Here is a 21,691-nt window from a genome sequence, read left to right on the forward strand (position 1 = left end):
CGCTGTTCCTCTCAGTCACCGAGCCCGGCGAGCCAGGTGGTGACGGCGGCGGCGGTCGTGGGGGCGTGGTGTTCCATCAACGAATAGTGATCCCCAGGTACTTCGACAACGATGTCGGCGCATTCGGGTGGTGGTGGCCGGTCGTCGCCGCCGCCCTCCTCGGACGGCATCCAGTCGGCGGCGCGGACGACGAGTGTGGGCGCGGCGATCGGCCGGGGGGTGAACCCGTCGAAGGCGCGCAGGTATCCGCCCATGGCGGTGAGCTGGGTGCCCAGACCGGTGACGAAGTCGAACCGGTCGGTCTGGCCCCGCACGGCGGCGGAGGCGTACCGCTCCCCCATCGGCACGCTCCGGCTGAAGGAGTCGATCATGACGACCCCGGCGACCGGGTGGCCGAGGGCCGCGAGCCGTTCGGCGGTCGCGCGAGCGACCCAGCCGCCCGCGGAGTACCCGGCGAGCACGGCCGGTTCGTCGGCGGGGACCTGGCGGGTGATCGCCTCGGCCAGGGCGTCGGTCAGCGCGTCCACGTGGGCGGGGAGGGGCTCGCCGGGCGCGAAGCCGGGCAGGCGCAGCGCCCGGACGGCGCGCGTTGGGCCGACCGCGGCGGCGAAGCGGGCGTAGTGGTGGGCTCCTGAGGGAGCCATGTACCCGGCGATGCACATCAGTTGGCCCGGGCCGTGGGCCTCGCCCCCGGCCAGGCGGACGGTGGTGAGCAGGCCGTCGATCTCGGCGGCGGTGGTGAACGTGGGGCGCAGGCGGGAGGCGCTGCGCACCATGTCCAGGGCCGCGCCGTACTGACCGCTGTCGTTGGCGCTGAGGTAGAGGGCGGCGAGGGTGTCGGTCGGCTCGTCGCCCGGCGCGGCGGCGATGGCGGCAGTGGGGAGCGCGGCGCGTTCCCCACCGGCCAGCAGGACCGCCAGCCGGTCCGCGATCCGGGCCGGGGTGGGGTGGTCGAACGCCAGGGAGCCGGGCAGCCGCAGGCCGGTGGCGGCGGCGAGGCGTTTGCGCAGGCCGACGGCGGTGAGGGAGTCGAAGCCGAGTTCGAGGAAGACGTCGTGCGCGCCGACGGCGTCCGGGCTGTCATGGCCGAGCACGGCGGCGGCCTCGGCCCGTACGAAGTCCACGAGGAGCGCCCGGTGTTCGGCGGCCGGCAGGGCGGCGAGGCGGCGGGCGAGTGCCGGTCCGGACCCATCGTGGGCGCCGTCCCGCTCCCGGCCGGGTTCGTCATCCGGCCGGTCGGTGGCGAGGGCCCGGGCGGCCTCGGGCAGGTCGGCCAGCAGGGGGCTGGGCCGGGCCATGGTGAAGCCGGGCACGAAGCGCTCCCAGTCGATGGGGGCGACGACGGCGGTGGGTTCGTCACGCTCCAGGCTCCGGCGCAGCGCGAGGAGGGCCAACTCCGGGCGCATCGTCGTCAGTCCGCGCTTCGCCATGTGCTCGGCGGCGGCGTCGTCGACCATGCCGCCGTCGGCCCAGGGGCCCCAGGCGACGGCGGTGGCGGTCAGGCCCCGGGCACGGCGGTGTTCGGCCAGCGCGTCGAGGTGCGCGTTCGCGGCGGCGTAGGCGGCCTGACCACCGCTGCCCCAGACGCCCGCGCCGGAGGAGAAGAGGACGAAAGCGTCCAGCGGCCGGTCACCCAGGAGTTCGTCCAGGTGAGCCGCGCCGGTGGCCTTGGCAGCCAGCACCCGGGCGAGTTCGGCGGGGGAGACCGCGGCGAGGGGGGCGGGGGTGTCGATGCCGGCGGTGTGGAAGACAGCGGTGGGCGGGTGTTCGGCCAGGAGCGCCGCCACCGCTCCCCGGTCGGCAACGTCACACGCCACCATCGTCACCCGAGCACCCGCCGCCACAAGCTCTTCCCGCAGCCGATCCGCGCCCGGGGCCACCGCACCCCGACGACTCGTCAACACCACATGCTCAGCCCCGTTCCCGGCCAGCCACCGGGCCACCCGGCCCCCGATGAACCCCGTACCACCCGTCACCAGCACAGTCCCCCGCGCCCGCCACACCCCCCCAGACCCAGCCCCAGACCCGGACCCAGACCCGGACCCGGCGGCCTGCCCGTCCACCCCACCGCGCACCAGACGACGGGCGAACGTGCCCGAGGCGCGCACCGCGACCTGATCCTCACCGGTGGCGCCGGTCAGGACGGCGGCCAGCCGGGCGGCGACCTGCTCGTCGAGCGTTTCGGGCAGGTCGATCAACCCGCCCCACACACTGGGGAGTTCCAGCGCGGCCACCCGACCCAGACCCCAGACCCGCGCCCGCTCCGGACACGCGAGCGGGTCCAGCGGGCCAGTGGACACCGCCCCCCGCGTCACACACCACAACGGCACCGCGTCCCGCCCACCATCCGCCAGACCCTGAACCAGCCGAAGCGTCAACACCAGACCATCGACATCCAGCGCCAACAACGACAACACACCAGACACATCCCCACACCCGCCCAACCGGGCCGCGACCACCCCCCGATCATCGCCCGGGTCCACGGTCAGGAACTCGGGTTCGGCTCCGTGCGCGGTGAGCGCCGCGACGACCGATTCGGTGGTGGGGTCCCCCTGTTGACGGGGGGTGAGCGCGATGAGCCAGGTGCCGTCGAGGGGTGGGGGCGTCGCGGCGGGCTCAGGCAGCGGGCGCCAGGTGACGCGGTAGTGCCAGGCGTCGACGGCGCCTTCGTCGTCGCGCCGCCGACGCCAGTCGGCCAGCGCCGGCAGCGCGGCGCGCAGCGAGACGTCACCGTCCGGGTCGAGGCGCAACTCCTCGGCCAGGGACTTCAGGTCGCCCCGCTCGACCACGGACCAGAAGGCGGCGTCCGTGGATGGCACTGCCGCGCCGGGGGCGGCGACTGTGGGGGCGGGGGCCGCGTCCAGCCAGTAACGGCGGCGCTGGAACGGGTAGGTGGGCAGCTCGACCACCCGACCGCCCCAGCCGGTGAGGACGGTGGGCCAGTCGACGGCGACCCCGGAGACGTGTGCCTCGCCGAGCGAGGTGAGGAAGCGGGCCGGGCCGCCCTCGCCGCGCCGCAGGGAGGGGATGACGACGGCGGCCCGCCGTTGGCCACCGGTCCCCTCCGCGCTGTCCGGGGCGATCTCCTCGGCGCTCTCCTCGGCGATCTCCTGGAGGCCGAGGGTCAGCACCGGGTGGGGGCTCATCTCGATGAAGGCGGTGTGCCCCTCGTCCAGCAGCCGGCGGGCGGTGTCCTCGAAGCGAACGGTCTCGCGCAGATTCCGGTACCAGTAGGCGGCGTCGGGCGGTGTGCCGTCCTCGACGCCGGCGACGGTGGAGCGGAACGGCACACGCGGCTCGGTGGGTGTGATCCCGGCGAGCGCCCCGGTCAGCTCCTCACGGATGCTTTCGACGTGGGCGCAGTGCGACCCGTAGGCGACGGGGACACGCTTGGCCCGCACCCCGTCGGCGGCGCAGTCGGCGAGGAACCTGTCGAGCGCGTCCGCGTCACCCGACACCACCAGCGATGTCGGGCCGTTGACGGCGGCGACGGCGAGCCGGCCGTTCCACGGCGCGAGGCGTTCGGTGGTCGCGGTGAGCGAGGCGGCGACGGAGGCCATACCACCCCGGCCCGCGAGGCGGGCCAGCAGCCGGCTGCGCAGCGCCACCACCCGGGCGGCGTCGTCCAGGGACAGCGCCCCGGCGACGCAGGCGGCGGCGATCTCGCCCTGCGAGTGCCCGACGACGGCCGCCGGCCGCACACCGCAGGCTGTCCACAACTCGGCCAGCGACACCATCACGGCCCACAGTACCGGCTGCACGACATCGTCAGCGGTCAACTCCGGGGCTCCCGGCGCCTGTCGGAGGACGGCGTCGAGCGACCAGTCGACGTGCGGGGCGAGCGCGCGTTCGCACGCGGCCATGCGGTCATGGAACACCGGAGCGGTGTCGAGGAGATCGACGGCCATCCCGGCCCACTGCGAGCCCTGCCCGGGGAAGACGAACACCGCTCGCCGCTCCCCCGCCCCGGCGGGCACCGCGCCGCGCGTGATGCCCTCGGTTTCCGCTCCGGCCGCCAACGCGCCGAGGCGGGAGCCAAGTTCGGCCTGGTCGCCGCCCACGACGACCGCCCGGTGCTCGAAGAGGCCGCGCGCTGTGACGAGGGTGTGGGCCACGTCGCACGGGCGGAGGCCGGGAGCGAGCGCGGCCAGCCGCCGCGCCTGCTCGGCGAGGGCGGCGGGCGAGCGGCCGGAGAGCACGAGGGGCACGACCACCGGATCGAGCGGCGAGCGCTCCCGTTCGGCCGCGTCGCGGGCGCTCCCGGTGTCTCCCGTGTTTCCGGTGTCTGCCGTGTCCCCGGCGTCCTCGGCGTCCTCGGCGTCCTCGGCATCCGGTGCGGGGGCCTGCTCGATGATGACATGGGCGTTGGTGCCGCTCATCCCGAACGAGGAGACGGCGGCCCGGCGCGAGCGGCCGTCGGCCGGCCAGGGGACGGGCTCGGTCAGCAGCCGGACGGCGCCGGAGGTCCAGTCGACGTGCGGGGTCGGCTCGTTGACGTGCAGCGTGCGCGGCAGCAGGTCGTTGCGCAGCGCCTGCACCATCTTGATGATGCCGCCGACCCCGGCCGCCGCCTGGGTGTGCCCGATGTTCGACTTCAACGAGCCGAGCCACAGGGGCTGTTCGGCGGGCCGTTCGCGTCCGTAGGTGGCGAGCAACGCCTGCGCCTCGATCGGGTCGCCCAGCACCGTGCCGGTGCCGTGCCCCTCGACCGCGTCCACTTCCGCCGCCGTGAGACCCGCGTTGGCGAGGGCGGCCCTGATCACCCGGCGCTGCGCGGAGCCGCTGGGGGCGGTCAGGCCGTTGGACGCGCCGTCCTGGTTGATCGCGGAGCCGCGCACGACGGCGAGCACCGGGTGCCCGTTCCGCCGGGCGTCGGAGAGCCGTTCCAGCAGCAGCATCCCGGCGCCCTCGCCCCAGCCGGTGCCGTCCGCGTCGGCGGAGAACGCGCGGCAGCGGCCGTCGGCCGACAGGGCGCGCTGGCGGCTGAATTCGACGAACGGGCCCGGGCTGGACATGGCCGTCACACCGCCCGCCAGCGCCATCGCGCACTCGCCCTGCCGCAGCGCCTGGGCAGCCATGTGGAGGGCGACGAGGGAGGAGGAGCAGGCGGTGTCCACCGTCACGGCCGGGCCCTCCAGTCCCAACTGGTAGGCGATGCGCCCGGATACGACGCTCGCCGCGTTGCCGGTGCTCAGGTAGCCCTGGGTGTCGTCGGGGATGTCGAGATGGCGCCTGAGGTAGTCCTGGTAGCCGGAGCCGATGAACACGCCGGTCTGGCTGCCGTGGGCGGCGGCCGGGGCGATGCCCGCACGTTCGAACGCTTCCCAGGCGGTTTCCAGGAGCAGCCGCTGCTGGGGGTCCATCGCCAGGGCCTCGCGGGGCGAGATGCTGAAGAACGCGGCGTCGAAGTCGGCCAGTTCATAGAGGAAGCCACCGGCGCGGGCGTAGGTGGTGCCGGGGTGGTCGGGGTCGGGGTGGTACAGCGTCTCGACGTCCCAGCCCCGGTCGGCGGGGAAGGCGGACATGGCGTCGGTGCCGTCGGCGACGAGCCGCCACAGCGCCTCGGGGCTGTCGGCGCCGCCGGGGTAGCGGCAGCTCATCGCGACGATGGCGATGGGCTCGTCGGCGGCCGGGCGGGGGGCGTGGGTGGGCGTCTTCTCCTGCTCGGCGCCAAGGAGTTCGGCGCGGAGGTGGCCCGCCAGAGCGGTGACGGTGGGGTGGTCGAAGACCAGGGTCGCGGGGAGTCGCACGCCGGTGCCGTGGGCGAGCCGGTCGCGGAGTTCGACGGCGGTGAGGGAGTCGAAGCCGAGTTCGCGGAAGGGGCGGGCGGGTTCGACCTGGTCGGGGGTGGCGTGGCCGAGGACGGCGGCGGCGTGCTCGCGGACCAGGGTGATGAGGGTGCGGTCGCGGTCGGCCGGGTCGGCGGCGGTGAGGGCCGCGCGCAGTGCGGCGACGGCCTCGCGGTCGCCGCCGCCTCCGTTCTCGCCCTCGTCGGCGGAGTGGAGGGCGGCGCGGACCTCGGGCAGGTCGCCCAGGAAAGGGCTGACGCGGCCCGCGGTGAAGGTGGGGGCGAACCGTCCCCAGTCCATGTCGGCCACGGTGACGGCGGTGTCGTCGCGGGCGAGCGCGGTGCCCAGGGCGGTGAGGGCGGCGTCGGGCGGCAGGGTGCGCAGGCCGCGCCGGCGGAGCTGGTCCGCGACGTCGGCCGTGCCCGCCATGCCGCCGTCGGCCCAGGGGCCCCAGGCGACGGCGGTGGCGGTCAGGCCCCGGGCACGGCGGTGTTCGGCCAGCGCGTCGAGGTGCGCGTTCGCGGCGGCGTAGGCGGCCTGACCACCGCTGCCCCAGACGCCCGCGCCGGAGGAGAAGAGGACGAAAGCGTCCAGCGGCCGGTCACCCAGGAGTTCGTCCAGGTGAGCCGCGCCGGTGGCCTTGGCAGCCAGCACCCGGGCGAGTTCGGCGGGGGAGACCGCGGCGAGGGGGGCGGGGGTGTCGATGCCGGCGGTGTGGAAGACAGCGGTGGGCGGGTGTTCGGCCAGGAGCGCCGCCACCGCTCCCCGGTCGGCAACGTCACACGCCACCATCGTCACCCGAGCACCCGCCGCCACAAGCTCTTCCCGCAGCCGATCCGCGCCCGGGGCCACCGCACCCCGACGACTCGTCAACACCACATGCTCAGCCCCGTTCCCGGCCAGCCACCGGGCCACCCGGCCCCCGATGAACCCCGTACCACCCGTCACCAGCACAGTCCCCCGCGCCCGCCACACCCCCCCAGACCCAGCCCCAGACCCGGACCCAGACCCGGACCCGGCGGCCTGCCCGTCCACCCCACCGCGCACCAGACGACGGGCGAACGTGCCCGAGGCGCGCACCGCGACCTGATCCTCACCGGTGGCGCCGGTCAGGACGGCGGCCAGCCGGGCGGCGACCTGCTCGTCGAGCGTTTCGGGCAGGTCGATCAACCCGCCCCACACACTGGGGAGTTCCAGCGCGGCCACCCGACCCAGACCCCAGACCCGCGCCTGCTCCGGACACGCGAGCGGGTCCAGCGGGCCAGTGGACACCGCCCCCCGCGTCACACACCACAACGGCACCGCGTCCCGCCCACCATCCGCCAGACCCTGAACCAGCCGAAGCGTCAACACCAGACCATCGACATCCAGCGCCAACAACGACAACACACCAGACACATCCCCACACCCGCCCAACCGGGCCGCGACCACCCCCCGACCATCGCCCGGACCGACGGCGACCGGCACGATGTCCGCGCCCTGTGACCCCACCGCCCGCAGGATGTCCGCCACATGGTCGTCGCCGTCCCGTCCGGCGGGCACGGCGACCAGCCACCGCCCGGCCGGGCGGGCGGTCGGCGGCGTGGTGTCGAGGGGCGTCCAGGTCACGCGGTAGCGCCAGTCGTCCCCGGTGGAGCGGGCCCGGCGGCGGCGTCGCCAGGTGGAGAGCGCGGGCAGGACGGAACGGAGCGGGGCGTCGTCCGGAACCTGGAGGCGTTCGGTGAGGGCGGCGAGGTCCTCGCGTTCCACCGACTCCCAGAACTCGGCGTCGGCGGCATCGCGTGGGACGCTCCGCAGCCAGTAACCGCCGCGCTGGAAAGCGTAGGTGGGCAGTTCGACGCGGCGCGGCCGGTGCGCGGCGAACAGCGGGGCCCAGTCCAACGGCACGCCGTGGACGTGGAGCGCGGCGAAGGCGGCGGTGACGGCCTCGGGGCCGGGCCGATCGGTGCGCAGCAGCGGGACGACGCCCGTGTCCTCCGGCACGATGTCGCGGGCGAGTGCCGCGAGTCCGCCGCCGGGACCGGCCTCGACCAGCCGGGTCACGCCCTCGCGGGTGAGCGTCGCCACCGCGTCCGCGAACCGGACCGGCTCGCGGATCTGGCGCACCCAGTAGGCGGGGTCGGCCAGTTCGTCGGCGGTGACCCGGCGACCGGTGAGCGTGGAGACGACCGGGACGGTGGGCGCGTGGAACACGGCCTTGCCGGCCAGCGACCGGAACTCCGCCAGCATCGGGTCCATCAGCGGGGAGTGGAAGGCGTGACTCACGGCGAGCCGCCGGGTGCGGCAGCCGCGTGCGGCGAGCTTGTCGGCGATCTCCGCCACGGTCGCCTCGGTACCGGAGATGACCACGGACGCGGGGCCGTTGATGGCGGCCATGGCCGCCGTGTCCGGGTACTCGGCGAGCAGTGGCCGGACTTCCTCCTCGGATGCCCGGACCGCGACCATGGCGCCGCCCGGTGGCAGGGCCTGCATCAGCCGTCCCCGGGCCACCACCAGCGCCGCCGCGTCCGCGAGCGACAGCACTCCGGCGGCGTGGGCGGCGGCGAACTCCCCGACCGAGTGACCGGCCAGCGCCGCCGGCCGCACGCCCCACGACTCGACCAGCCGGTAGAGCGCCACCTCGACCGCGAACAGGGCGGGTTGGGCGTATCCGGTGCCGTTGAGGAGCGCGGCGTCGTCGCCGAAGAGGACCGGGCGCAGTGGCCGGTCGAGGTGGCGGTCGAGTTCGGCGCACGTCTCGTCGAACGCGGTGGCGAAGACGGGGAACGCCGCGTGCAGGTCCCGGCCCATACCGGGGCGTTGGCCGCCCTGCCCGGCGAACAGCACGGCGGTACCGCCCGCCGGTCCGGTCCGGCCGGTGACCGTGCCGGGCGCCGGGGCGCCCTCGGCCACCGCGCGCAGGCCGGCGGTGAGTCCGGCCAGGTCACGGCCGGTGATCACGGCGCGGTGGGGCAGGGCGGCGCGGCCGGTCGTGAGCGTGTGACCGATGTCGGCGGCGTCCGGCTCGGGGATGGCGAGGAGGTGAGCGAGCAGCCGTTCGGCCTGGCCGCGCAGGGCGGCGGCGCTGTGGGCCGAGACGGGCCAGGCGATCGGGGTGTCGTGCGCGGTGAAGCGCCGTCGCTCCACTCGCTCCACCGGGACTTCGGGTGCGGCGGGGGCCTGTTCCACGATGGCGTGGGCATTGGTGCCGCTGACGCCGAAGGAGGAGATGCCGGCGCGGCGAGGGTGGCCGTTCTCCGCCCATGGCACGGGCTCGGTCAGCAGCCGGACGCTGCCGGAGGCCCAGTCGACGTGCGGGGTCGGCTCGTTGACGTGCAGGGTGCGCGGCAGCAGGTCGTTGCGCAGCGCCTGCACCATCTTGATGACGCCGCCGACCCCGGCGGCGGCCTGGGTGTGCCCGATGTTCGACTTCAACGAGCCGAGCCACAGCGGGCGTTCGGCGGGCCGCTCCTGGCCGTAGGTGGCCAGCAGCGCCTGGGCCTCGATGGGGTCACCGAGCGCGGTGCCGGTGCCGTGCGCCTCGACGGCGTCCACTTCGGCCGGTGCGAGGCCCGCGTTGGCGAGGGCCTGGCGGATGACGCGCTGCTGGGCCGGGCCGTTGGGGGCGGTGAGGCCGTTGGACGCGCCGTCCTGGTTGACGGCGGTGCCGCGCACCACGGCGAGCACGGGGTGCCCGTTGCGGTGGGCGTCGGAGAGCCGTTCCAGCAGCAGCATCCCGGCGCCCTCGCCCCAGCCGGTGCCATCGGCCGCCGCCGCGAACGACTTGCAGCGGCCGTCGGCGGCCAGGCCCTGCTGGCGGCTGAACTCGGTGAACATGCCGGTGGCGGCCATGACGGCGACGCCGCCCGCGAAGGCCATGGCGCACTCGCGCTGCCGCAGCGCCTGAACGGCGAGGTGCAGCGCGACGAGGGAGGACGAGCAGGCGGTGTCGACGGACACGGTCGGGCCTTCGAGGCCGAAGGTGTAGGCGATGCGGCCCGAGGCGACGCTGGGGGCGGTGCCCGTGAGCAGGTGCCCGGACAGCTCTTCCAGGTTCTCGCCGTCAGTGGCGTAGCCCTGGTAGGCGAGGCCGACGAACACGCCGGTGCGGGACCCGCGTTGGGTGGCCGGGTCGATGCCGGCCCGCTCGTACGCCTCCCAGGTGATCTCCAGCAGCAGCCGCTGCTGCGGGTCCATGGCGAGCGCCTCGCGCGGCGAGATACCGAAGAACGCGGCGTCGAACCGGTCGGCGTCGTGCAGGAATCCACCCGCGCGGGTGTAGCAGGTGCCGGGGCGGCCGGGCTGGGGATCGTAGAGCGCGTCGAGGTCCCAGCCCCGGCCGGTCGGGAAGCCGGTGACGGCGTCGGTGCCGTTCGCGACCAGCCGCCACAGGTGTTCGGGGGTGTCGGCGTCGCCGGGGTAGCGGCAGCTCATCGCGACGATCGCGATGGGCTCGGTGTCCTTGGCCTCGGCCTGCTGGAGCAGCGACTTGGTCTGCTTGAGGTCGGCGGTGACACGCTTGAGGTAGTCGAGCAGCCGCTGTTCGTTCTCCTGCCGCTCCTGCCGCTCCCGGCTCTCCCGGCTCCGCTCGTCGGGTCCGTTGGGCCCGTTCTGGTCGGACTGGTGGTTCCGCTCCAGCATGTTGCCTTTCACCTGCCGATTTCCTGGTCGACCAGCGCGAAGATGGTGTCGATGGTGGCTGTCTGGAGTTGCTCGTCGGTGTTCTTCGGCGCCCCGCCGTCGTCGGCGCCCTCGGGCCCGGGGCCGGAGCCGTTGAGGAGAGCGAGCAGGCCGCCGAGCCTGGCCCGGACGCGGGTGCGGACGCCGGGGTCGTCGGCGCCGAGCGCGGCGACGGCGGTTTCCAGGCGGTCGATCTCGCCGAACACGGAGGCCGCTTGGTCGGCCGGCCGGGGGGCGAGGTCATCGCGGACGCGTCCGGCGAGGGCCAGCGGTGTCGGGAAGTCGAACACGAGGGTGGCGGGGAGCCGGAGGCCGGTGGCGGCGGCCAGCCGGTTGCGCAGCTCCACGGAGGTCAGGGAGTCGAAGCCCAGGGCCTTGAACTCCCGTTCCTCCTCGACGTTCTGCGGTCCCGGGAGGCCGATGACCGCCGCCACCTGGGTGCGGACCAGGTCGAGCAGGTGGCGTCCGCGCTCGGCCTCGTCCAGTCCGGCGAGCCGCTGCCGCAGCACTTCAGGACCGCTACCACCGGGCGCGTCGGCGGCGGTGGCGCGGCGGACGGACCGGCCGCGCACCAGCCCGCGCAGGATGTGCGGCACGTCCCCGGTCCCGCGCGCGGGACCGTTCGCCGGGGTGGCGGCGAACCGCACCGGGACGGCGACGGCGGCCGGGCCGGTCCTCGCGGCGTCGAACAGTGCCAGGCCCTCGGCCGCGTCGAACGACACCAGGCCGGAGCGGGCCATCCGCTCGCGCTGCCGCTCCGTCAGCGCCCCGGCCATGCCGCCGTCCGCCCAGGGACCCCAGGCGAGCGACGCGGCGGGCAGCCCCTCGGCGCGGCGCCGCGCGGCGAGGGCGTCGAGAAAGGCGTTGGCCGCCGCGTAGTTGCCCTGCCCCGCGCTGCCGAGTGTGGCGGCGACGGAAGAGAACAGCACGAACGCCGACAGGTCCCTATGCCGGGTCAGCTCGTGCAGATGCCAGGCCGCGTCCGCCTTGGGCCGCAGCACGCGCGCCAGCCGGTCCGGGGTGAGCGCGCCGATCAGCCCGTCGTCCAGCACACCGGCCGCGTGGACGACGGCGATCAGGCCGTCGCCGTGCGCGGCGAGCAGCGCGGCCAGCGCGTCGCGGTCGGCGACGTCGCACGCGGCGAACGTCACCTCGGCGCCATGCGCGGCGAGTTCGTCGCGCAGCGCGTCCGCGCCCGCCGCGTCCCGGCCGCGCCTGCTGGCCAGCAGTAGGCGGCGGGCGCCGTATTCGGTCACCAGGTGGCGGGCCACGTGCGTGCCGAGGGCGCCGGACGCGCCGGTGATCAGGATCGTGCCCCCGGGGTCGGCGGCGGGGTCGGCCGGGACGGTGAGGACGAGTTTGCCGGTGTGCCGGGCCTGGCTGAGGTGGCGCAGCGCCTCCCGGGCCTCGCGCACGTCCCAGCATGTGAGGGGCAACGGTCGCAGTGCGCCGCGTTCGAAGAGCCCCACCAGCTCGGTGAGCATGGCGCCGATCCGGTCGGGCCCCGCCTCGATGGTGTCCAACGCCCGGTAGTGGACGCCGGGTTGGGCGGCGGCGACCTCGACGGCGTCCCTGATGTCGGTCTTGCCCAGCTCCAGGAAGCGTCCACCACGGCCGCCTTCACCGCCGCCGAGGAGGCGGAGGGACGCCTCCACATAGTCCCCGGCGAAGGAGTTGAGGACGACGTCCACGCCGCGTCCGCCGGTCGCCGCCCGGACGCGCTCCTCGAAGTCGAGGGTGCGGGAGGACGCGAGGCGACCGGGGTCCAGGCCGAGCGGTTCGAGTGCCGCCCATTTGGCGGGGCTCGCGGTGCCGTAGACCTCGGCGCCCAGGTGCCGGGCGAGCTGGGTGGCGGCCATCCCGACGCCCCCGGCGGCGGAGTGGATCAGCACGGATTCGCCGGGCCGCAGCCGGGCCAGGTCGACCAGCGCGTAGTAGGCGGTGAGGAAGACGATGGGAACGGAGGCCGCCTCGGCGAACGTCCAGCCGCGGGGCATCCGCGTCACCATCCGGTGATCGGCCACCGCGAGCGGGCCGAACGCCTCGGCGATCATCCCGAACACCCGGTCGCCGGGCCGGAGTCCGGTCACGCCCGGGCCGGTCTCCACGACGACTCCGGCGCCTTCGCTGCCGAGCCGGGCCGTCTCGTCCGGGTACATGCCGACGGCGATCAGCGCGTCCCGGAAGTTGACGCCCGCGGCGCGGATCGCGACGCGGACCTGGCCCTCGCCCAGGGGGGCGGTGGCGGCCGGGTTGTCGGCCAGGGCCAGCGCGTCGAGCGTTCCGCCGCCGGTCGCGGTCAACCGCCATGCGGAGGCGCCGGGTTCCGGGACGAGCAGGTCACCGGTCTCGGGTCGGGTGAGGCGTGGCGCGTACGCGCTGCCCTGCCGCAGGGCGAGTTGCGGCTCGTCGTGGGCGAGCGCGGCGGACAGCGCGCGGGCGGACGCCGGGTGCCCGTCGAGGTCGGCCAGCACGAGGCGGCCGGGGTGCTCGGACTGCGCGGAGCGCACCAGGCCCCAGACGGCGGCCCGCGCCGGGTCGGGCGCCGGGTCGGCCGGGCTGACGGCGACGGCACCGCTGGTGGCCAGCACCAGGCGGGTGGCGGCCAGCCGTTCGTCCGCGAGCCAGCCCTGGAGGAGGGCGAGCGCGTTCCGGGTCGCCCGGTGCGCGGCCTCGGGCGTGGGCCGGGTTGCGCCCTCGGCGCCCTGATCGCCGGGGAGTTGGGGGATGAGGACAGCGGCGGGCAGTGTCGCGCCCGCGTCGAGATCGGCGGTCAGGTCAGCCAACGCCCGGTAGCGCGGCAGCGGTTCCGTCTGCTGTTCGCTCCCGCCGGGCAGCGGCAGCGGCGTCCAGCCCAGGTGGAACAGGGCGTCGGGCGCGGGACGTGTCGCGCCGGCCGGGGCGGGTGCGGGACGCAGCCGGAGGGCGTCGACGTGGACGACGGGCCGCCCGGCACTGTCCGCTGCCAGCAGCGTCACGGCCTCCGGCCCGGCCGCCGCGAGGCGGACGCGGAGCGCGGTCGCGTCGGTGGCGTGCAGGGCGGCCCCGGTGAACGAGAACGGCACCCGCGCCTCGCCGGTGTCGGGCAGCAACCCGCCCCAGCCGACGGCGTGCAGGGCCGCGTCGAGCAGCGCCGGGTGGACGCCGAAGCCCTCCACGGCGGTGCCGTCGGGCAGCGCGACCTCGGCGAACACCTCGTCGCCGCGCCGCCACAGCCCGCGCAGTCCCTGGAACGTGGGTCCGTAGCCGAAGCCGAGGGCCGCGAGCCGGTCGTAGCAGTCGTGCGCGGGGACGGGCTCGGCGGCGGGCGGGGGCCAGGCGGCGAGGTCGGATCCCGGCCCGGCGACCGGACTCGGCGCGGCCTCGGCGAGGGTGCCGGAGGCGTGCCGGGTCCAGGGCGCGGCCGGGTCGCCGTCGTCGGGCCGGGAGTGGAGGCGGATCGGGCGGCGCCCGGTGTCGTCCGCGCCGCCGACCGTGATCTGTAGCTGGGTGCCGCCCTCTTCGGGGAGAACCAGCGGGGTGTCCAGGATCAACTCCTCGACCTGTCCGGCGCCGGCCTCCCGCGCGGCCCGCAGGGCGAGGTCGACCAGGGCGGTACCGGGCAGCAACGCCCTGCCTCCGACGCGGTGTTCAGCCAGCCAGGGCTGGTCCACCAGGGAGATCCGCCCGGTGAGCAGCGCGCCGTCGCCGTCGGGGAGCGTGATGGCGGCGCCCAGCAGCGGATGGCCGGCCGACCGCAGCCCGGCGCCGTGGAGGTCGCCGGCCGGCGGGCGGGTGTCGAGCCAGTACCGCTGCCGCTGGAAGGGGTAGGTGGGCAGGTCCACGCGGCGCGGCCGGTGCGCGGCGAGGGGACGGGTCCAGTCCACCGGCGCGCCCAGCACGTGGAGCTGGGCGAGCGCGGCGGTGAACGAGGCGGCCTCGGGCCGGTCCGGGCGCAGGGTGGCCACGGCGACCGGCTCACCGCCCCTGCCGCCTGCCGCGTCCCGTGCGTCCCGTACGTCGCGCGCGTCCCGTACGTCGCGCGCGTCCGGGGCGCCGTGGGCGCTCTGGGCGCTCTGGGCGCTCTGGGCGAGGGCGGCGAGGACGCCGCCGGGGCCGATCTCCAGGAACGCGGTGGCGCCGCCGTCGGTCAGGGCGCGGACCGCGTCGTGGAACCGCACGGCGTGCCGGGCGTGCCGGACCCAGTAGTCCGGATCGGCCAACTCCTCGGCGCCGACCGGGCGTCCGGTGAGGGTGGAGACGATCGGGACGCGGGGCGCGTGGCCCGTCACCCCGGCCGCCACCGCGCGGAACTCGTCCAGCATCGGGTCCATCAGCGACGAGTGGAAGGCGTGGCTGACCGCCAGCCGCTTGGTGCGGCGACCCTGTGCCGCGAGGGTGCCGGCGAGGTCGAGCACGGCGTGCTCCGCCCCGGAGACGACCACGGAGGAGGGCCCGTTGACCGCCGCGAGGCTCACCGGCCCGGCGTGGTCGGCGACCAGCGTCCGCACCTCGTCCTCGGCCGCCTCGACCGCGACCATCGCGCCGCCGGGCGGCAGCGCCCGCATCAGCCGACCGCGTGCCGCGACGAGCCGGGCGGCGTCCGCGAGGGACCAGACGCCCGCGACGTGCGCGGCGGCGAACTCCCCGATGGAGTGGCCCGCCAGCGCGGCCGGGCGCACGCCCCACGATTCGGCGAGCCGGAACAGCGCGACCTCGACGGCGAACAGGGCGGCCTGCGCCCAGCCGGTCTCGTCGAGCGTCCCCGCGTCGGCGCCGAAGACGACGTCGCGCAGCGGCCGTTCGAGGTGGCGGTCGAGCTCGGCGCACGCCGCGTCGAAGGCGTCCGCGAATGCCGGGTAGGCGGCGTAGAGTTCGCGGCCCATGCCGGGCCGCTGGCTGCCCTGCCCGGAGAAGAGGAACGCGATGGTGGGCGGCTGGACAACGCGGCCCTGGGCCACGGTGGCGTGGGGCTCCCCCGCCGCCAGGGCGCGCAGCCCGTCGAGCGCGGCGGCCGGGTCGGGTCCGCCGACGATGACGGCCCGGTGTTCCAGCGCGGCCCGGGTGGTGGCCAGGGACCAGGCCACGTCGGCGGGTTCGTGCGCCGAGAGGCCGGGGTCGGGTTCCCCGGCCAGCCGGGCCAGTAGCCGGGCGGCCTGGGCGCGCAGGGCGTCGGCGCTGCCGCCGTAGAGCGGCCAGGGCACGACGGGCGGCGGATCGGCGACCGGGTCGGCGGACTCCGCCGGCTCCGATGCCGGGGCGGGGGTGGGGGGTTCCTCCACGATGACGTGCGCGTTGGTACCGCTGACGCCGAAAGAGGAGATCCCGGCACGGCGCGGGTGGCCGTTCCGCCCCCATGGCACGGGCTCGGTCAGCAGCCGCACGCCGCCCGCCGACCAATCGACGTGCGGCGACGGCTCGTCCACGTGCAGGGTGCGCGGCAGCAGGTCGTTGCGCAGCGCCTGCACCATCTTGATGACGCCGCCGACCCCCGCCGCCGCCTGGGCGTGGCCGATGTTCGACTTCAACGAGCCGAGCCACAGCGGGCGTTCGCCCGGCCGCTCCTGGCCGTAGGTGGCCAGCAGCGCCTGGATCTCGATCGGGTCGCCCAGCACCGTGCCGGTGCCGTGCCCCTCGACCGCGTCCACTTCGGCCGGTGCGAGGCCCGCGTTGGCGAGGGCCTGGCGGATGACGCGCTGCTGGGCGGGGCCGTTGGGGGCGGTGAGGCCGTTGGACGCGCCGTCCTGGTTGATCGCCGAGCCGCGCACGACCGCGAGCACGGGGTGCCCGTTGCGTTCGGCGTCCGACAGCCGTTCCAGCAGCAGCATCCCGGCACCCTCGGCCCAGCCGGTGCCGTCGGCCGCCGCCGCGAACGACTTGCAGCGCCCGTCGGCGGCCAGGCCGCGCTGGCGGCTGAACTCGATGAACGCGCTGGGGCTCGACATCACCGTGACTCCGCCGACCAGGGCCATCGCGCACTCGCCCTGCCGCAGCGCCTGAGCGGCCAGGTGCAGCGCCACCAGCGAGGACGAGCAGGCGGTGTCCACGGTCACCGCCGGGCCTTCGAGGCCGAAGGTGTACGCGATGCGGCCCGACACGACGCTGGCCGAACTGCCCGTGCCCACATAGCCTTCGAGGTCGTCCGGCGCGTTCACCAGCCGCGCGGCGTAGTCCTGGTAGCCGGTGCCGACGAACACGCCGGTCCGGCTGCCGCTGACCGACGCCGGGTCGATCCCGGCCCGTTCCAGTGCCTCCCACGTGACTTCGAGGAGCACTCGCTGCTGCGGGTCCATGGCGAGCGCCTCGCGCGGGGAGATCCCGAAGAACAGGGGATCGAACTCGCCCACGTCGTAGAGGAATCCGCCGTCGCGCGCGTAGCAGGAGCCGGGCCGGTCCGGGTCGGGGTCGTAGAGGGCATCGAGATCCCAGCCCCGGTCGGTGGGGAAGCCGGAGACGGCGTCGCGCCCGTCGGCGACCAGCCGCCACAGGTCTTCCGGCGTGCCGACGCCGCCGGGGTAGCGGCAGCTCATCGCGACGATCGCGATGGGGTCCTCGGCCGCCGGGGCCGGTGCGACGGCGGCGGTCGCCGCCGCGCCGTCGGGGGTGAGCGCGGCGTACAGATGGGTGGCGAGCGCGGCGGGCGAGGGGTGGTCGAAGACGAGGGTGGCCGGAAGCCGTAGCCCGGTGGCACGGGCCAGCCGGTCGCGCAGTTCGACGGCGGTGAGCGAGTCGAAACCCAGCTCACGGAACGCCCGTTCGGCGGGAATGGCCGCCGTGTCGCGGTGCCCGACGACGACGGCCGCCGTGCCGCGCACCAGATCCAGCACGGCGGGCCGCCGCCCGGTCTCGGGCAGCTCGGTCAAGCTCCGCACAAAGGGCGGCACTTCGGCACCGGCCCCGTCCGCGCCTCCGGGTGTGCTCGCGTCGGCCGTCGCGTCGATCGCGGCCCGCGCCTCCGGCAGGTCGGACAGCAGCGGGCTGGGCCGCAGCAGGGTGAAGGAGGGAGCGAAGCGTTCCCATGTGACATCCGCGACCGTCACGTTGGTCTCGTCCGCGTCGAGGGCGGCGCGCAGCGCGGTCAGCGCGGACTCCGGGGGCAGGGCGGGCAGACCGCGCTGCCTCAGCCGGTCCTCGGCGCCGGTGTCCGTGACCATACCGCCGTCGGCCCACGGCCCCCAGGCGATGGCGGTGGCGACCAGCCCCCGTGCCCGGCGCTGTTCGGCCAGCGCGTCGAGGGCGGCGTTGGCGGCGGCGTAGGCGGCCTGACCTCCACTCCCCCACACGCCCGCGATGGAGGAGAAGAGGACGAAGGCGTCCAGCGGCCGGTCGGCCAGCAGTTCGTCCAGATGCGCGGCACCGGTCGCCTTGGCGGCCAGCACGGCGGCGAACTCGTCGGCGGTGGTGTCGGCCAGCATCCCGGGCGTGCCGACCCCGGCGGCGTGCACGACGGCCGTGAGGCCGTCACCGATCCGGTCGAGCAGCGCGGCGACGGCGTCCCGGTCGGCCATGTCGCAGGCGGCGACGGTGACTCGCGCGCCCAGGCCCTCCAACTCGGCGGTGAGCTCGGCGGCGCCCTCGGCGTCCGGACCGCGCCGACTGGTGAGGACGAGGTGTTCGACGCCGTTCGCGGCCAGGCAGCGGGCGACATGCCCGCCCAGCGCGCCCGTTCCGCCGGTGACCAGCACCGTGCCGCGCGGGGCGGTGGTGTCCGGGGTCTGCGGGGCGTGCGGTGCGCGGATCAGTCTGCGGACGTACACGCCCGAGGTCCGGATGGCGAGTTGGTCCTCGGGCGCGGCGCCCGAGGTGAGCACGGAGGTGAAGCGGCGGGCGGCGCGTTCGTCCAGCGTGGCGGGCAAGTCCACGAGTCCGCCCCAGCGTTGTGGGTGTTCGAGGGCGGCGACCCGGCCCAGCGCCCAGGTCTGGGCCTGCGCCACGGTGGCGGGCGGGTCGGACGGGCCGATGGACACCGCGCCGCGCGTCGCGCACCACAGGGGCGCGTCGATGCCCGCGTCGCCGAGTGCCTGGATCAGCGTGAGGTTGGCCAGCAGCCCGGCCGGTGCCACCGCGCCCCGGGTGGGGTGCGGCTTCTCGTCGAGGGCGAGGAGTGACAGCACGCCGTCGACGGTCCCGGTGACGGCGGCGAGTTGGGCGGCAAGCGTGGCGCGGTCCGTTCCCGGGGCGACGGCCAGCGGGACGACCCCGGCGCCCCGGTCCTGGAGCACGTGGACGACGGCGGACGTCCAGGGGTCGTCCTCCCAGTCGGCGGGCAGCGCGGCGAGCCAGGCGCGGCCGGTCGGCTCGGCCGTGCCGAGCGCGGGGGCGGGGGCGGGGGCGGGCTTCCAGGCGACGCGGTAGCGCCAGCCGTCGACGGTGGTCCGCTCGCGACGTCGGCGGCGCCAGGTGGACAGGGCGGGGAGCACGGCGGGGAGCGTGGCGTCGCCCGGGAGGTGAAGGTGCTCGGTGAACGCCTCCAGGTCCTCGCGTTCGACGGTGGCCCAGAAGTCGGCCTCCGCCGGCTCACTGTCGCCCGGCGCGTAAGGACGTTCGCCGGGTGGGGTCGTGGGGTCCAGCCAGTAGCGCTTTCGTTGGAAGGCGTAGGTGGGCAGGGAGACGGGCCGGGCGCCGGTTCCGGCGAGCACGTCCGCCCAGCCGACCGGCACTCCGTGAACGTGCAGCTCGGCCAGGGCCGTTGTGACGGACAGACGCTCCGGCCGATCCTTCCGCAGGACGGGAACCACGGCCGCCGACTCGTCCACCAGCTCCCGCGCCAACGCGGCGAGGGTGCCGCCGGGGCCGATCTCGGCGAACGCGGTGACGTTCCGGTCGGTCAGGGCCTGCACGGCGTCGGCGAAGCGGACCGGCTCCCGGATCTGCCGCACCCAGTAGTCCGGGGCGGTCAGCTCCTCATCCGCCACCAGGCGACCCGAAAGGGTCGAAACGACAGGCAACGTGGGCGCGTGGAACACCACCGACTCCAGCTCCGCACGGAACGCGGCCAGCATCGGCTCCATCAACGGAGAGTGAAAAGCATGCGACACCGCCAGCCGCCTGCCCCTCAGCCCGGCCGTCACCTCACCCACAGCCGACGCATCCCCCGACACCACCACCGAAGCAGGACCATTCACCGCGGCGATACTCACCCGATCCCCGAAACCCGCCAGCAACGGCACCACATCACTCTCCGACGCCGCAACCGCCACCATCACCCCACCCGCGGGCAACTCACCCATCAACCGCCCACGCGCCACCACCAGACGAACCGCATCCCCCAACGAGAACACCCCCGCCACACAAGCCGCCGCGAACTCCCCCACCGAATGCCCCGCCACCACATCAGGCCGCACACCCCACGACCCCAGCAACCGGAACAACGCCACCTCAACCGCGAACAACCCCACCTGCACAAACCCCGTACCGCCAAGCCCCTCCCCCTCCCCCCCGAACACCACACCCCGCAACGACCGACCCAACAAGGCATCCGCATACGCGCACACCTCATCAAAAGCATCCGCGAACACCGGAAACACCCCATACAACTCCCGGCCCATCCCCACCCACTGACTCCCCTGCCCCGAAAACAAGAACGCCGTCTTCTTGCCCTTGCGCCGCGCGACGCCCTGGATGTCGAGGTGTTCGAGGCCGCGCAGCAGTTCGTCACGGTCGGTGCCGGTGACCGCGGCGCGGTGGGGCAGGGCGGCGCGAGTGGTGGCCAGCGAGAGCGCGATGTCGGCGGGGTCGAGGTCGGGCCGGCCAGTCACGAACGCACGAAGGCGTGCGGCTTGTTCGCGCAGCGCGTCGGCGTTGTGGGCCGAGAGCAGCCAGGGCACGGGACACGGCTCGGCGGCGGGAGCGGACGCCTCCGGCGCGTTCCGCGGCTCCGCCTCCAGGATCACATGGGCGTTGGTGCCGCTGACGCCGAAGGACGAGACGGCGGCCCGGCGCGGGTGGCCGTTCTCCGCCCAGGCGACGGGCTCGGTCAGCAACCGGACTGTCCCCGCCGACCAGTCCACGTGCGGCGACGGCTCGTCCGCGTGCAGCGTGCGCGGCAGCAGCCCATGCCGCATCGCCATGACCATCTTCATGACGCCACCCACCCCGGCGGCGGCCTGCGTGTGCCCGATGTTCGACTTCAACGACCCCAGCCACAGGGGCCGTTCGGCCGGGCGGTGTTGTCCGTAGGTGGCGATCAGCGCCTGGGCCTCGATCGGGTCACCCAGCGACGTGCCCGTGCCGTGCGCCTCCACCGCGTCCACATCGGCCGCAGACAGCCCGGCGTTCGCCAACGCCTGACGAATGACGCGCTGTTGGGCGGGGCCGTTGGGCGCGGTCATGCCGTTGGAGGCACCGTCCTGGTTGATCGCGGAGCCGCGCACCACGGCCAGCACGCGGTGCCCGTTGCGCCGGGCATCGGACAGCCGCTCCACGAGCAGCACGCCCACGCCCTCGGACCAGCCGGTGCCGTCGGCGCCGGCCGCGAACGCCTTGCATCGGCCGTCCGGCGCGAGGCCGCGCTGCCGACTGAACTCCATGAAAGCACCGGGCGTCGACATCACGGTGGTGCCGCCGACCAGTGCCATCGAGCATTCGTCGCGGCGCAGTGCCTGGGCCGCGAGGTGCAGGGCGACCAGCGACGACGAGCAGGCGGTGTCCACGGTCACGGCCGGGCCTTCGAGGCCGAAGACGTAGGCGAGGCGGCCGGAGATCACGGCCGCGATGTTGCCGATGCCCAGGTATCCGTCGCAGTCGTCCGGTGACGCGGACAGGCGCGCGTAGTCCTGCCCGCTGTTTCCGGCGAACACGCCGGTGCGGGAGCCGCGCAGCGTCGTCGGGTCGATCCCGGCCTGCTCGAACACCTCCCATGCCACTTCCAGCAGAAGCCGCTGCTGGGGATCGGTCGCCAGCGCCTCGCGCGGCGAGATCCCGAAGAATTCGGCGTCGAATTCCGGTGCGTCGTAGAGAAATCCGCCCTCGCGTGCGTAACAGGTACCGGGCCGCGACGGATCCGGGTCGTAGAGCCCGTCGAGGTCCCAGCCCCGGTTCTCCGGGAACGGGCCGATGGCGTCCCGCCCGCTCGCCACCAATTCCCAGAGGTCTTCCGGGGATCGGACGTCTCCGGGAAAGCGGCAGCTCATTCCGACGATGGCGATCGGCTCACGGGAGGCGTCCGTGAGGTGCTGGTTCTCTCGCCGCAGGCGCTCCGTCTCCTGCAGCGAAGCCCGCAGTGCCTGAATGAGGCGGTCGTCAGACATGGTCAAGGTGTGCTC

2 protein-coding genes are annotated in these 21,691 nt (G+C 75.2%); both read right to left on the bottom strand.

The annotated features are described in order from the left end of the window. Positions 1-11: 11 nt before the first annotated feature. On the bottom strand, positions 12-10,421 hold the full coding sequence (locus tag OIE51_RS04140; protein ID WP_326595584.1) for a type I polyketide synthase: 10,410 nt from the start codon (positions 10,419-10,421) through the stop codon (positions 12-14). Then, positions 10,418-21,682 (bottom strand): type I polyketide synthase, encoded by an 11,265-nt coding sequence (locus OIE51_RS04145; protein WP_442811858.1) that lies wholly within the window; start codon positions 21,680-21,682, stop codon positions 10,418-10,420. Before OIE51_RS04145 ends, OIE51_RS04140 begins: the two co-directional genes overlap by 4 nt. Between the last annotated feature and the right edge of the window lie 9 nt (positions 21,683-21,691).

Source organism: Streptomyces sp. NBC_01803 (assembly GCF_035917415.1).
Lineage (GTDB): Bacteria > Actinomycetota > Actinomycetes > Streptomycetales > Streptomycetaceae > Streptomyces.